General features: G+C 68.5%; 13 protein-coding genes and 1 pseudogene. 2 read left to right on the top strand and 12 right to left on the bottom strand.

Going from position 1 to position 13,916, the window contains the following annotated elements; translation table 11 throughout:
- Nucleotides 1-254 precede the first annotated feature (254 nt).
- Together ACYQ8K_RS25360 and ACYQ8K_RS25355 are read right to left on the bottom strand one after the other, a co-directional pair.
- Nucleotides 255-1,295 (bottom strand): hemolysin family protein, encoded by a 1,041-nt coding sequence (locus tag ACYQ8K_RS25360; protein WP_459973382.1) that lies wholly within the window; start codon nt 1,293-1,295, stop codon nt 255-257.
- Nucleotides 1,292-2,662 carry a hemolysin family protein gene (locus tag ACYQ8K_RS25355; RefSeq protein WP_459973381.1) on the bottom strand — a complete coding sequence of 457 codons (1,371 nt, stop codon included), beginning with the start codon at nt 2,660-2,662 and terminating at the stop codon, nt 1,292-1,294. The genes ACYQ8K_RS25360 and ACYQ8K_RS25355 overlap by 4 nt, the downstream gene beginning before the upstream one ends.
- 320 nt (nt 2,663-2,982) lie before the next feature.
- Here ACYQ8K_RS25355 and ACYQ8K_RS25350 point away from each other — a divergent pair, with 320 nt between their 5' ends.
- Nucleotides 2,983-3,600 carry a GNAT family N-acetyltransferase gene (locus ACYQ8K_RS25350; RefSeq protein ID WP_459973380.1) on the top strand — a complete coding sequence of 206 codons (618 nt, stop codon included), beginning with the start codon at nt 2,983-2,985 and terminating at the stop codon, nt 3,598-3,600.
- Here ACYQ8K_RS25350 and mbtN read toward each other — a convergent pair.
- The 7 genes and pseudogenes from mbtN to ACYQ8K_RS25315 form a co-directional block, all read right to left on the bottom strand.
- Nucleotides 3,567-4,736, bottom strand: coding sequence for a mycobactin biosynthesis acyl-ACP dehydrogenase MbtN (gene mbtN / locus ACYQ8K_RS25345; RefSeq protein ID WP_459973416.1), 1,170 nt, complete (start codon nt 4,734-4,736; stop codon nt 3,567-3,569). The two genes, ACYQ8K_RS25350 and mbtN, sit on opposite strands and share 34 nt — an antisense overlap.
- A 15-nt stretch (nt 4,737-4,751) precedes the next feature.
- Nucleotides 4,752-4,826 (bottom strand): annotated as a pseudogene (locus ACYQ8K_RS25340) (hypothetical protein); the annotation flags it as partial.
- Nucleotides 4,827-4,859: 33 nt separating this feature from the next.
- Nucleotides 4,860-5,135, bottom strand: a complete 276-nt coding sequence (locus tag ACYQ8K_RS25335) for an acyl carrier protein (RefSeq protein ID WP_459973379.1) — start codon at nt 5,133-5,135, stop codon at nt 4,860-4,862.
- 53 nt (nt 5,136-5,188) lie between these two features.
- Nucleotides 5,189-6,625: a GuaB1 family IMP dehydrogenase-related protein gene (locus tag ACYQ8K_RS25330; protein WP_459973378.1), complete on the bottom strand. Its 1,437-nt coding sequence runs from the start codon at nt 6,623-6,625 to the stop codon at nt 5,189-5,191.
- A gap of 52 nt (nt 6,626-6,677) precedes the next feature.
- Nucleotides 6,678-8,147: an NADP-dependent phosphogluconate dehydrogenase gene (gene gndA, locus ACYQ8K_RS25325; protein WP_459973376.1), complete on the bottom strand. Its 1,470-nt coding sequence runs from the start codon at nt 8,145-8,147 to the stop codon at nt 6,678-6,680.
- A 101-nt stretch (nt 8,148-8,248) separates the two neighbouring features.
- Entirely contained in the window at nt 8,249-9,199 is a 951-nt protein-coding gene (locus ACYQ8K_RS25320) for a M56 family metallopeptidase (RefSeq protein WP_459973375.1), read from the bottom strand.
- A gap of 14 nt (nt 9,200-9,213) precedes the next feature.
- On the bottom strand, nt 9,214-9,633 hold the full coding sequence (locus ACYQ8K_RS25315; RefSeq protein WP_007771350.1) for a BlaI/MecI/CopY family transcriptional regulator: 420 nt from the start codon (nt 9,631-9,633) through the stop codon (nt 9,214-9,216).
- A 316-nt stretch (nt 9,634-9,949) separates the two neighbouring features.
- Between ACYQ8K_RS25315 and ACYQ8K_RS25310 the strand changes: the two genes are divergently transcribed.
- Nucleotides 9,950-10,378 carry a PaaI family thioesterase gene (locus ACYQ8K_RS25310; RefSeq protein WP_459973373.1) on the top strand — a complete coding sequence of 143 codons (429 nt, stop codon included), beginning with the start codon at nt 9,950-9,952 and terminating at the stop codon, nt 10,376-10,378.
- A gap of 71 nt (nt 10,379-10,449) precedes the next feature.
- Here the strand turns inward: ACYQ8K_RS25310 and ACYQ8K_RS25305 are convergent, their stop codons facing one another.
- The 3 genes from ACYQ8K_RS25305 to ACYQ8K_RS25295 all read right to left on the bottom strand — a co-directional run bounded on the left by ACYQ8K_RS25305 (nt 10,450) and on the right by ACYQ8K_RS25295 (nt 13,670).
- Nucleotides 10,450-11,835, bottom strand: a complete 1,386-nt coding sequence (locus ACYQ8K_RS25305; protein ID WP_459973371.1) for an NAD(P)/FAD-dependent oxidoreductase — start codon at nt 11,833-11,835, stop codon at nt 10,450-10,452.
- A 187-nt stretch (nt 11,836-12,022) separates the two neighbouring features.
- The gene (locus tag ACYQ8K_RS25300) at nt 12,023-12,940 is read right to left on the bottom strand and encodes an LLM class F420-dependent oxidoreductase (protein ID WP_459973369.1); all 918 of its coding nucleotides are present in this window, start codon (nt 12,938-12,940) and stop codon (nt 12,023-12,025) included.
- Between the two features lie 52 nt (nt 12,941-12,992).
- Entirely contained in the window at nt 12,993-13,670 is a 678-nt protein-coding gene (locus ACYQ8K_RS25295; RefSeq protein ID WP_459973367.1) for an SDR family oxidoreductase, read from the bottom strand.
- Between the last annotated feature and the right edge of the window lie 246 nt (nt 13,671-13,916).

Here is a 13,916-nt window from a genome sequence, read left to right as displayed (position 1 = left end):
GACCGTCGTCGGGCCGGATTGGCAATGTCACAAGCCTACCGAGCGCAGCCTGGTAAGCGTTATTCGCCCGACTCGCCACAGCAGGTCAGGCCGCGCTGACGGCTCCAAGAACAACGCTGCGGCGAGCACCCGGAAGTGGTTCCAGCAACGCATGTTCCGCGCGCCGACGATGCTGCGCCTTCCAGCACTTTCTTAACTGGTAGCCGTGAAGATCATACGGGCTGGGCGAAGTCATTCCGGCCAGGCCGGTGTGACTACGCGTCGCGCATGGTGCCGACGAGGTCTTCAACCAGGTCTTCCATGGCCACCATGGCCACCACCGCTCCGACTTCGTCGGTCACCAGCGCCAGGTGGCTGTTGCTGCGGCGCATCCGGGACAGGGCGTCGGCCAGCGGCAGCGATTGGGACAGCCGCGGCAGCGGGCGCACCTTCGCCAGATCGATCACGGTCTGCGGATCGTCGCCGAGCGTCAACACGTCCTTGATGTGCAGGTATCCGAGGAAGGCGCCGCCGGCACTGGCCACCGGGAACCGCGAGTAACCCGTCTGGGCCAGGGCCTGCTCGACCGCCCCGACCGTGGGGCCCGAGCCCGCCGCGGCGACCGGCACCGCATGCACGCCGGAGAGGGGGACGGCCACGTCACCGACCACGCGGTGACGAATTTGCAGCGCCCGGGTGAGCCGGCTGCGTTCCTCGGGGTCCAGCAAGCCCTCGGACTCCGATTCGGCGATCATCTCGCTGAGCTCGACGGGGGAGACTGTGATCTCCAGCTCGTCCTTGGGTTCGACGCCGAACGCGCGCACCACCAGGTTGGCGCACTTGTTGTAGAACACGATGAACGGCCGCGCGGCCCGCACGTAGGCCAGATACGGCGGGACGAGCAGCATCGCGGTGCGTTCCGGGCCGGCCAGCGCGATGTTCTTCGGCACCATCTCGCCCAGCAGCACGTGCAGCGTCACCACGATGGCCAGCGCGATCGCGAACGACAACGTGTGCAGCAGCGCCGGGTGGATTCCGGTGAGCCCCAGTGCCGTTCGCAGCAAATTCGACACCGCCGACTCGCCGATCCGCCCGAGCAGCAGAGACGCGGCCGTGACGCCCAACTGGGCACCGGCCAGCATGGACGGCAGCTGCTCTCCGGCGCGGATCACCGTGACCGCGGCGGCCTTGCCTTGTTCGGCCAGCGCCTCGAGGCGGTCGCGCCGCGCCGAGATCAGCGAGAACTCCGCCCCGACGAAGAACGCGTTCACCCCGATCAACAGGCAGGCCAGCAGCAGGCCCATCGTGTCGCTCATCGCCGCACCCCGGCCGCGGGGAGGTCACCGTGACTGCTCAGTTCGATCAGCTCGAGCAGGTCGATCCGGCGGCCATCCATCCGGATCACCGTCGCCTGCCAGCGTGTCCCCGTGTCCAGCAGGCCGTCGGAGTCCAGCGCGGGCAGCTTGACCGTGTCGCCGGCCACCGGGATGTGACCGATCTCGCGCAGCACCAGCCCGCCGATGGTCTCGTAGGGGCCTTCGGGCGCCCGAAAGCCGGTGGCGGCGGCCACCTCGTCGATGCGCAGCAGGCCCGAGACCCGCCAGCCGGAGCCGGCGGGCACGACGTCCGGGGTCGCGTCGTCGTGCTCGTCGCGGACATCGCCGACGATTTCCTCGATCAGGTCCTCGACGGTCACCATGCCCGCGGTGCCGCCGTACTCATCGACGACCAGCGCGGTCTGCAGGTTGTTGGCCCGGATCTCGGCCATCACCGCGTCGCCGTCCAGGGTCGAGGGCACCTTCGGAACGGGTTGGGCCACGGTGATCAGTCGCGTGCGGGCGCGTTCGGTGCGCGGGATGGCGAACACCTGCTTGACGTGCACGATGCCGACCGTCTCGTCGAGGTCGCCGTCGACGATCGGGAAGCGGGAGAATCCGGACTCGGCCGCCGCGGTCACCAGGTCGGCGACCGTGTCGTCGGTCTGCAGCGCCACGATCTTGGACCGGGGCGTCATCAGCTCCTCGGCGCTCAGGGCGCCGAACTGCAACGAGCGCCGCACCAGCGCCGCCGTCGCGGCGTCGAGGGCGCCGCTGCGCGCCGACGAACGCACCAGCGACAGCAGCTCCTGCGGGGACCGGGCCGAGCGCAGCTCTTCGGCCGGCTCGACGCCGAGCCGGCGCACGATCCAGTTGGCCGCCCCGTTGGTCAGCCGGATCGCGGGGGTGAGCAGCAGCGAGAACAACAGCTGGGCGCCGACGACGGCGCGGGCCGCCGACAGCGGACGCGCGACCGCCAGGTACTTGGGCACGAGCTCGCCGAACACCATCGACACCGACGTCACGATCACCAGCACCAGGAAGGCCATGATCGCGTCGCCGACCTTGTCGGGGATGCCGATCGCGTCCAGCCAGGGGTGCGGCAAGTCCTGCACCATCGGATCGGTCAGGTAACCGGCGGCCAGCGTGGTGATCGAGATGCCCAACTGGGCGCCTGAGAGCTGAAACGACAGCCGGTGGTGCGCGTGACGGATCCAGCGGTCGCGGCGTCCGCCGCCACGCGCGTTGGCCTCGACCGCGCTGCGGTCCAGGGTGGTCAGCGAGAACTCGGCGGCGACGAAGACGGCGTTGCCGAAGATGAGCACCGCGATCGCCACAACGCTGATCACGGTGACGGTGACGTTCATGAACAACGCCGCCGGCCGGGCGAGGGGACGGGCTTGATGAGCGGTGGCGGCGCGGAAGGAGGCTCCGCATCGAGCGTTTCGGCTGACGGCCCGTGCGCCCGCAAGCCGATGGCTGGCACGGGTGCCTGCGGCACGTCGATCCTTTCGCTGCCTGGTGGCTGAGCGGTCGCGGTTGCGTCCGTCTTTGCTGTCATATGCTAGCCCGGGCCGCGGCCGCACGGCGCCGCCGAACCCCGGCGACGCGGTGGCTGGTGGGATTCGACCGCCGCCCCGGGCCAACTAAAGTATGGCTACCCTTACTCAGGTACGCTCTGCGCACTATGCCCGACGCTCAGACGCCGTCCATCCAGGTCCTCCCGCGCGAACGCTTCGACATTCCCGACAAGGTGGCGCGCATTCCCCGCCCACCGGTTCCCACCCTCGACCCACCGTTCGACTTGCGGGTGGCGCGGCTCGAGGACGCGGACATGGTGACCGAGTGGATGAACCGCCCGCACCTCGCGCAGGCGTGGGAGTACGACTGGCCTGCGCCGCGGTGGCGCCAGCACCTCGGCGCCCAGCTGGACGGGACGTACTCGCTGCCGCTGCTCGGCAGCATGCGAGGCATACCGCGTGCCTACCTCGAACTCTATTGGGGCGCAAAGGATCTGATATCCCGCTATTACGATGCCGAGCCCTACGACCTGGGGCTGCACGCCGCCATCGCCGACCTGAACCTGGTGAACCGCGGCCTGGGCCCGATGCTGTTGCCCCGGATCGTGGCCAGCGTCTTCTCGACGGAGCCGCGGTGCCGGCGGATCATGTTCGACCCCGATCACCGCAACACCACCGCGCGCCGGTTGTGCGAATACGCCGGCTGCAAGTTCCTCGGCGAATACGACACGGCGAACCGGCGCATGGCGCTCTACGCGCTCGAGGCGCCGACCACGGATTCGTAGCCGCTGTAATCGGGCGCCATCCCGGCGGCCACCAACTCCCACAGCACCTCGTCGGTGCCGCCGCCGATGCGGGCCAGCTTCATGTCGCGCCACCATGACCCCAGCGGCGTCTCGTCGACGAGGTACCCCGACCCGCCGAAGATATGCATGCACTCCGAGATCACTTCCTCGCCGAGGCGGGCCGCGGTCACCTTGATGCCCGCGGCCGCCCGCAGGTCTAGCCGGCCCTGGGCCGCAATGCCGTTCAGCCCGTGTCGCAGCAGATCGACCCGCGCCTGCAGATCCGCCATGCGCAGCCGCAGCGCCTGGTGCTCGAACAGCGTGTGGCCGAATTGCCGACGAGTCATCATGCGGGCGAGCGTGATTCCGATCGCCCGCTGGCACGACGCGGCGATCTGCCCGGCGATCGACGTCCGTTCATGCGCTAGGCCCCAGCTGATCGCGGCGAGCCCGGTGCCGGCGCGTGCGACCAGGGCGTCGGCGGGCACCCAGGTATCGATGTGCACGGCGGCGGTGTCCAGCGGACCGGCGCCGACCTTGGTGTAGGGCCGCTGCACGCTGACCTGGGCGGTCGGCACCGCGATCAGCGCGACGTTGCCGTGTTGACTGGTCGGGTCCTGGTCGACGCTGCGCGCCACCACCATGATGTGATCGGCGATGGGGGACAGCGACACGAACTTTTTGATCCCGCGCACAGCGAAACCGCCGTCGCGAGAAGATATCTCGGTGCGAGCGATCTGCAGGTCCGAGCCGCCCGACTCTTCGGAGGCCCCGATGCACAGCACGGCCTGGCCGCGGATCGCCCGCTCGCAGATGTCCTTGAGGTAATCCGACTTGCCGAATCGGCGCAGCACGCAGATGGCCGAGTCGTGCAGGCTGACCCCGACCCCGATGCCGGCCGACGACAGCCGGCCCAGCGCGAGCGCCAGCTCGACCAGCTTGGCCACGTCGGGCAGCTGCCCGGTACCCCACTTCTCGCTGAACACGCCGCGGGCGCCCAGGTGCTCGATCAGCTCACGCGGAAAGCGTTGCTGCGCTTCGGCTTCGGCTGTCCACGCCAGGACTTGGTCGTCGAACGCGCCGCCGAGCAGCGCCCGGTAGTCATCGAGGGTGGTGTCGGATGTCTCGGCCGTCACCGCTGTTGTCGTCACTTAGTCCATCGCCTCCAAGGAACGCCGGACTTCCAGCCGGCGGAGTTTGCCCGACGACGTTCGGGGCGGCGACCCGGCGCCATCGCGTCCGTCAGCGCCGCGGCCAGTTCACTCATCGCGAGGTTTGGCGGCGATCGCGTCCTGCAGGTCGCCGACCGTGTCGCAGTTCAACAGCTCCTCTTCGGACAGGGAGACGCCCAGCCGCTCTTCGATCGCCACCATGCCCACGGCGAAGGCCACCGAGTCGAGCCCGACGTCGTCGACGAGGCGCGCATCGGGCGTCACGCGGGACGGGTCGACGTTGAGCTCGTCGCGCAGGATGCTCAGCAGCTCGGCGTCGACCGGGGAAGGGGAAGTCGAAGATGCGGGTGAGGAGGAGGTCATGGCGCAGAACGTTAGCAGCCAAACTTAGGCAAGGCTAGCCTTACCCCGGTGTGTCACCAACCTTGCGGCAGCGGATGCCCCTCGGCGAAGCCGGCGGTCGATTGCACGCCGACCACGGCCCGGTCGTACAGCTGCGCCAGGTTGGCCGCGCCGACGTACGTGCAGGTGCTGCGCACGCCCGAGGTGATGTGATCGAGCAGGTCCTCGACGCCGCCGCGGGCCGGATCCAGCCCCATCCGGGATGTCGAAATGCCTTCCTCGAACAGCGCCTTGCGGGCCCGATCGAACGGGGTGTCCGCCCCGCTGCGCGCCACCACGGCGCGTTTGGAGGCCATGCCGTAGCTCTCCTTATAGGGCTGGTCGTCGCGGTCGCGCATCAGGTCGCCGGGCGACTCGTACGTGCCGGCGAACCACGACCCGATCATCACGTTGGACGCGCCGGCGGCCAGCGCCAGCGCCACGTCGCGGGGATGGCGGATGCCGCCGTCCGCCCACACATGTCCGCCTGATTCCCTTGCTGCCGAGGCGCATTCGACGACGGCGGAGAATTGCGGGCGGCCGACGCCGGTCATCATCCGGGTGGTGCACATCGCGCCCGGTCCGACGCCGACCTTGACGATGTTCGCCCCGGCGTCCAGCAGGTCACGGGTGCCTTCCGCCGAGACGACGTTGCCCGCCGCCAGCGGCACACCCAGCTGCAGCCCCGCGACCGTCCGGATCGCCTCGATCGTCTTGACCTGATGCCCGTGCGCCGTGTCGATGACCAGCAGGTCGACGCCGGCCTCGACCAGCGACCGCGCCTTGGCGCCGACGTCCCCGTTGATGCCGACGGCCGCGCCGATCCGCAGCCGGCCGCGCGCGTCGACGGCCGGGGTGTACAGGCCCGCGCGGATGGCGCCGGTGCGGGTCAGCACGCCGGCCAGCGTGCCGTCGGCGTTCGTCACGACCGCGACACCGATGGCCGACTGCTCGAGCAGGTCGAACACCTTGCGCGGCTCGGTGCCCACCGGGGCCGTGACGAAGTCGGTCATCGCGACGTCGCGCACGCGGGTGAAGCGATCCACGCCCAGGCACGACGATTCGCTCACCAGGCCCAGTGGGCGGCCCTCGAAGGCGACCACCGCGACACCGTGCGCACGTTTGTGGATCAGCGCCGTCGCGTCGGACACCGAGTCGTCGGGGCCGAGCACCACCGGGGTGTCGAGCACCAGGTCGCGACTCTTGACGAACTCGACCGTCTGCTGCACCGCGGTGATCGGCAGATCTTGCGGCAAGATGACGAGTCCGCCACGCCGCGCGACGGTTTCGGCCATCCGCCGGCCCGCCACCGCGGTCATGTTGGCGACGACGACCGGGATCGTGGTGCCCGAGCCGTCACCGGTGGACAGGTCGACGTCAAAGCGCGACGCGACCTCCGACCGGTTCGGCATCACGAACACGTCGTTGTACGTCAGGTCGTATGCGGGCCGGTGCCCGTCGAGAAACCTCACCGCCGTCGCCCCACCAACTCAAGCCCCCTTCAGCCCCTCTGTTGTCGCCCGGCTACGCAGGCACCTCGGAGCGGTCGCCGCTCCACAGTGTGTGGAAGCGCTTGTCCGGGTCGTCATCGATGCGCCCGTAGGTGTGTGCGCCGAAGAAGTCCCGCAAGCCCTGCGTGAGTGCCGCCGGCAGTCGCTCGGTGCGCAGCGCGTCGTAGTAGGACAGCGCGGAGGCGAAGCCGGGGATCGGGATGCCGAGCTCGGTGGCCTTCACCACGACCCGGCGCCAGCCTTCGATGGATTCCTCGATGGCGCTGCGGAAGTAGGGGGCGACGATCAGGGTCGGCAGGTCGGGATTCTCGTCGAACGCCTCCTTGATCCGGTTGAGGAACTTCGCCCGGATGATGCAGCCGCCCCGCCAGATGGTGGCCATGTCGCCGGGCGTGATGCCCCAGTCGTACTCGGCGCTGCCGGCCTGGATCTGGTTGAAGCCCTGCGCGTAGGCGATGATCTTCGACGCGTACAGCGCCTTGCTCACGTCGTCGATGAACTGCGTTGCGTCGCTTGGCTTCTCACCCAGCCAGCCGGAGGCCAGGCCGGTGGTGGCCTTGCGCTGGGCGACCGAGCCGGACAGCGCGCGGGCGAACACGGCCTCGGCGATGCCGGTCACCGGCACACCGAGATCGAGCGCCGACTTCACGGTCCAGCGCCCCGTGCCCTTCTGCTCGGCCTCGTCGAGGATGAGGTCGACCAGCGGCTTGCCGGTCTTGGCGTCGGTCTGGCGCAGCACCTGCGCGGTGATCTCGATCAGGAAGCTGTCCAGGTCGCCCTTGTTCCACTCGGCGAACACGTCGGCGATCTCGGGAGCGGTCTTGCCCAGGCCGTCGCGCAAGAGCTGGTAGGCCTCGCCGATCAGCTGCATGTCGGAGTACTCGATGCCGTTGTGCACCATCTTGACGAAGTGACCGGCGCCGTCGGGACCGATGTGGGTGCAGCACGGCACGCCGTCGACGTGCGCGGAGATCTCCTCGAGCAGCGGGCCCAGCGACTTGTACGACTCGGCCGGGCCGCCGGGCATGATCGACGGGCCGTTGAGCGCACCCTCCTCACCGCCGGAGATGCCGGCGCCGACGAAGTGCAGGCCGCGTTCGCGGATCGCCTTCTCGCGGCGGATGGTGTCGGTGTAGAGCGCGTTGCCGCCGTCGATGATGATGTCGCCTTCTTCCATGGCGTCGGCGAGCTCGTTGATGACGGCATCGGTGGGCTCGCCCGCCTTGACCATGATGATCACCCGTCGCGGCTTCTCCAGCGCGTCCAGAAACTCCTCGATCGTCTCGGAGCGGACGAAGTCGCCGTCGCCGCCGTGCTCGTTGAGCAGCGCATCGGTCTTGGCGATCGAGCGGTTGTGCAGCGCGACGGTGTAGCCGTGCCGGGCGAAGTTGCGGGCGAGGTTGGAACCCATCACGGCCAGGCCCGTGACGCCGATCTGTGCGGTGCCGGTCTTGGAACAGGAGTGGGCATCCGACGAACTCATGTTTTCGCCTCTCAATGTGGAGAACTTTTCGGCAAAAGCTTTCGGTGACACTGTGGCACAGCGAACAATCGCGCGCCCGGGGTGATCGGCCCTCGGCTGCGTCAGAGGTTGAACAAGCGTTCCAGCTCGGTGAGCCACGGAACGGCCAGCGCGATGGTGGGCACCACGAACACCGCGGCCGCGGCCAGGTATGCGGCAGCCGAAAGCAGCGGGCTGTTGCCGCGCCCGCCCAGCCGGCGCACCCGGACCACCGTGCTGGGGCCGCCGGCCGCGAGCGCGCCCGACGGGGCACGCCCCGATGCGCACGCGACCAGCGCCCGGGCCAGGGGAGCGCGACCCGCGGCGCGGACCGCCGCATCGTCGGCGAGCAGCTCGACCAGGAGCTGGACCGCGCCGAGCGCGTTGGCGCTGCGGACCAGCCGCGGGAAGGCCGCGTGGACGGCGGTGAAGGCCTCCAGCACCAGGTCGTGCCGCGCCCGCAGGTGGGCGCGCTCGTGGGTGAGGATCGCCTCGACCTCGGGGTCGGCCAGTGTGCTCAGCGTTCCCTCGCTGACCACCACCCGGCTGCGCACGCCGGGCAGGCAGTAGGCGAGCGGTTGCGGGACGTCCAGCACACGGAGATCGCGCGTGCGGGCGCAGGGCTGGGACAGCGCGGCGCCGTGGCCGACTCCGACCAGGTCGACCACCATGCGGTGGTGGGCCCGTCGTTTCCGGTTGGCGATCGCCACCCGCACCACCGCGACCATCAACCGCGCGCCGACCAGCACGGTCAGGGCGAAGACGCTGATGTAGACCGTCCACAGCGGCCAGCCCAGGCGGTCGGCGGCGCCGACGATGCTGGTCGTGGGGCGCCCATCGCGGCCGGGCACCAGGACCCGGGTGGCGATCGCGATGCCGGCGCTGAACGCCGACAGCACCGCGGCCAGCGCGACGGCTTGCCAGAGCACCATGGCGGCGCGAGGAGCGCGCAGCGGCCAGCGCGCGCGTGCCAACATCGCCGGCGCCGGGCCGGTCAGTAGCACCGCGAGAATGGTGAAAGCCAGCGCGGACACACAGTTAGTGTCCCTCAGCCCTCCGGTGCAGCGCCAGCAGATGGCGAGTTATTGCGTTGATTGGCTTCCAGTTCGGCGAGTGCGCGCCGTAGCGCCTCCGCCTCGTCGGCGCCGACGCGTTCGACGAAGTGCACCAGCGCGGCCTGACGGCCACCGGAATCCTCGGCCTGGGCCAGCGCGTCCACCATGAGTCCGGCGACAAGTTCATCGCGACCGTGCACCGGTGCGTACCGGTGGGCGCGGTCGTCGCGGATCTGAGAGACCAGGTTCTTCTTGGCCAGCCGTTGCAGCACGGTCATGATCGTGGTGTAGGCCAGGTCGCGCTGTGCTGACAACGCCTCATGGACCTGGCGAACCGTCTGAGGCTCGGGCGTGGACCACAGATGGTCCATGACGGCCCGTTCCAGATCCCCCAGCCGTGTCAGTTTGGCCATAGTTCGTTCATCTCCTGAGCGTCGGATCAAGCGTACTCCGGCTTACTACCGACGGTCGTACGAAAGGCTGACAAATCACTGTGCCGGCCACCGCACGCCCCGCCGCGAACAAGAAAAACAATACCCCTTGCAAAGTTAGGGCAGCCTTGCCTATGCTAACCGAGTCGAGCGATAACGGACCGAGTGAGAGTCCTGAGGGCTGCAGAGACCCCCGGTCTACTCGATCGGCGAGCCCCGTGCCTTCGAGGCACGGGGCTCAGCCGTTTTTTGGGCCAGAATCCGCCCCGACGGCGCGCGGAGGCCATGGTGTAGACACATGGACGTGCCAGAGCCGCAGAAAACGATCCTCCCGCCGGACTTCGCCGCACCCTTCGACCGCGAGATCGGGCTGCAATTCACCGAACTCAGCCCGGACGGTGCCCGGGCTCAGCTGGAGGTCACGCCCAAACTGCTGCAGCCGATGGGTTTGGTTCACGGTGGCGTTTACTGCTCGATGATCGAGAGCATGGCCAGCGTGGCCGCCTACACGTGGCTGGCCACCCGCGGCGGCGGAAACGTGGTGGGCGTCAACAACAACACCGACTTTCTGCGTTCCATCGGCTCGGGCATGGTGTACGGCCGCGTCGAGCCGATCCACCGCGGCCGTAGCCAGCAGTTGTGGTTGGTCACCATCACCGACAGCGACGACCGCGTGGTCGCCCGCGGTCAGGTGCGGCTGCAGAATCTCGAGATCCGCGAGGGCTGATCCAGGCTCGACCGGCCCGCGATAAAACGCGTTGTCCGGCAACCCCATTGGAGGTTGCCAGCGGCGATCGGCTAGCTGGCCCGCCTGGCCGCCGGCCGCTTGGTCTCCGCGGCGACCACCGCCAACTGTTCGAGCCGCGTCCGCGCGAACGCCTGCTGCTCGGTGATGGTCAGCTGGCCGCGACGGGTGCTGAGGAACGTCACCGTCCAGGACAGCAACGTGCTGATCTTGGTCTTGAACCCGACCAGGTAGACCAGGTGCAGCACCAGCCAGGCGAACCAGGCGAACAGGCCGCTGAATTCGAGGGGGCCGATCTTGGCCACCGCGGAGAACCGCGACACCGTCGCCATGGAGCCCTTGTCGAAGTACTGGAACGGCTCCCGGTCGGCCGGGTTGGCACCGCCGAGTTCGGCTTTGATGGCGCTCGCGACGTACTTGGCGCCCTGAATCGCCCCCTGCGCCACGCCTGGCACGCCTTCCACGGCGGCCAGGTCGCCGATGACGAACACGTTCGGGTGGCCGGGGACCGACAGGTCGGGCAGCACCTTGACCCGGCCCGCCCGGTCCAGTTCGACCGACGACTGCTCGGCGAGGTCGCGGCCCAGCGGGCTGGCTGACACGCCGGCGGACCACACCTTGCAGGCCGACTCGATGCGCCGGACGGTGCCGTCGGAATCCTTGACGGTGATGCCGTTGCGGTCCACGTCGGTGACCATCGCGCCCAGCTGAATCTCCACGCCCATCTTCTCCAGCCGGGCCGCGGCGCGCTGACCCAGCTTGTCGCCGAACGGCGGCAGCACGGCGGGCGCGGCATCGAGCAGGATCACCCGCGCCTTCGTCGAGTCGATGTGCCGGAACGAGCCCCTCAACGTGTCCTTCGCCAATTCTGCTATCTGCCCGGCCATTTCGACGCCGGTGGGGCCGGCCCCGATCACGGTGAACGTCAGCAGCTTGGCTCGCCGCTCCGGATCGCGAGACCGCTCGGCCTGTTCGAACGCGCTGAGGATGCGCCCCCGCACCTCGAGGGCGTCGTCGATCGACTTCATGCCGGGCGCGAACTCGGCGAAATGGTCGTTGCCGAAATACGACTGGCCGGCGCCGGCGGCGATGATCAGGCTGTCGTAGGGGGTGTCGTAGGTGTGCCCGAGCAGGTCGGACACCACGAACTTGCCCTCCAAATCGATGTGGGTGACGTCGCCGAGCAGCACCTGAACGTTGCGCTGCCTGCGCAGTACGACCCGGGTGGGCGGCGCGATATCGCCTTCGGACACAATGCCCGTCGCCACTTGGTACAGCAGCGGCTGGAAGAGGTGGTGGGTCGTCCGGGCGATCAGTTTGATGTCGACGTTGGCGTGCTTGAGTTTCTTCGCCGCGTTCAGTCCACCGAACCCGGAGCCGATGATGACGACCTGGTGACGGCGCTCCGGTCCAGCTGTGGTACCTGGCTGGGGGCTCATGTTTCCGCTGCTCCTGACGGGGGGCTTCTGGACGCGCGACTGCAATTAACCACCACGCTAGTCAGGCGAATACCCGCAAACCTAGCTGGCAACATGTGTAATCAAACACATCGTCAGTATCACTGCTGGTCGTCGAACGTGATACTCGTCATGTCCAACCGACCGGTCCGCAAAGGCGCCGAAATCCCTACAGCCCCACGAGCGGACGCAGCGCCGCGCCGGCCGCCTCGATGACGCCGGGCGTGTAGAAGGGCAGGTTGATGATCACGCCGTCGATGCCCGCGTCGATCACCTTGGTCTTGATCTGATCGGCGACCGAATCCGGGGTGCCGACCACCATGCGTTGCGTCATCTCGGCGGGAATCTGGTCGAGGCTCGCGTTGTCGTCGATCAGCACCGTGGTCAGCGTGCTGGTTTCCAGGGTGGCCGGATCGCGGCCCACCTCTTCGCAGGCGCGGCGCACCGCGTCCAATTTGCGCGGCAGCTCGTCGAAACCCGCGATCACGTTGAGGTGGTCGAAATGCCGTGCGGCGAGCGGGATCGTCTTCTTCTCGCCGCTGCCGCCGATCATCAGCGGAATGTGGTCCCGGAAGCGGGGATTGGCGAATGCCTCATCGGCTCGGTACCACTTGCCCGAGAAGGTGGCCCGCTCGCCCTTGATCATCGGCAGGATGATCTGCAGGGCCTCGTCGAGCCGGTTGAACCGGTCGGTGAAGGTGCCGAATTCGAAGCCCAGCTGATCGTGCTCGAGCTGGAACCATCCGGTCCCGATCCCCAGGATCGCCCGGCCCTGGCTCACCACGTCGAGCGTGGTGATGGTCTTCGCGAGCAGGGATGGGTTGCGGTACGAGTTGCCCGTGACCAAGGTGCCCAGCTGCACCCGCTCGGTGGCGGTGGCCAGCGCCCCCAGGGCGGTGTAAGCCTCCAGCATCGGCTGATCCGGCGATCCCAGCATCGGCAGTTGGTAGAAGTGGTCCATCACGAAAACCGAGTCGAATCCGGCGGATTCGGCCTCGCGGGCCTGGGCAATGACGGTGGGGAAGAGTTGCTCAACCCCGGTGCCGTAGGAGAAGTTGGGAATCTGCAGACCGAGTCGAATAGCCACGAGAATTACCGTAGCGATCGGCCCCGCCCGGGAGAAGGGTGCGCGCTACGCCTCAGGCGAAACGAGCCAGCGCGCCGTGACTCACGTGCAGCGTCTGGCCGGTGATGTGCCGCGCCGCCGACGTGGTCAGGAACAGCGCCAACCGGGCGGCCTCCGTGGCCACCGGCGCCGGTGTGCGGGACAGCCCGTCGTAGCCGGCCTCGGCGCTGCGCCCGCTCGCCACCACGTTGACCGTGATTCCGCGGGTGCCGAAAATGCCCGCCTGCCCGGCGGTCCAGTTGGACAGGGCGGCCTTGATGGCGGCGTCGGCGCTGCCCGCCGGCGGGTTCTCCGGCACCAGACTGATGATGGAGCCGCCCGAGCGCAGGTGATCACCCACGGCCTGCACGGTCAACACCGCCGAAAGCACCGTCGCGTCAAGGGCATTGCGCCAGGCGTTCGCCGTGTCTGCGATGGAGTAGGTGCGCGGGTCGCCGGCATCCCAGGTGGGCGCCGGCACGTTCACGATGGTGTCCAGATGATGCGGGAACAGGGGACGGGCCTCTTCGAGGCTGGCCGGATCGGTCGTGTCGCAGACGATCGCCTCGACCTCGAGCTCCTTGGCGGCGATCTCCAGATCGCTCCTGCGTGCGCCCACGAGGGTCACTTTGTGGCCGTCATCGCGGAAGCTCTCGGCCACCGTGCGCCCCAGGTCCGTGTCTCCGCCGGTAACCAGCACCTCCACTGCCATGACCTCCTCGTGTTCACGCGCGTTATGGCATCAATTCCCACATATGTTACTGGACAGTAGCTAGTCGGCGAAACTTTCGCCGGCGCGACGCGCGGATCAGTTGCGTAACTATTCGGCCGCCACTTTCTTGCGGCGATTCAACCGCCGAGCGGACCGCATCGTCGGCGGGCTAGGTGTAACTCTTTGACAGGTTGTGAACGGCGTGGTGAGCGGAAGTAGGTGAGGACCTCCGGTATCGGTGTGGTT

The sequence above is a fragment of the Mycobacterium sp. MUNTM1 genome, assembly GCF_054660795.1.
The sequence above is the reverse complement of the archived record's forward strand: the minus strand, read 5'-3'. Positions and strand labels throughout refer to the sequence as shown.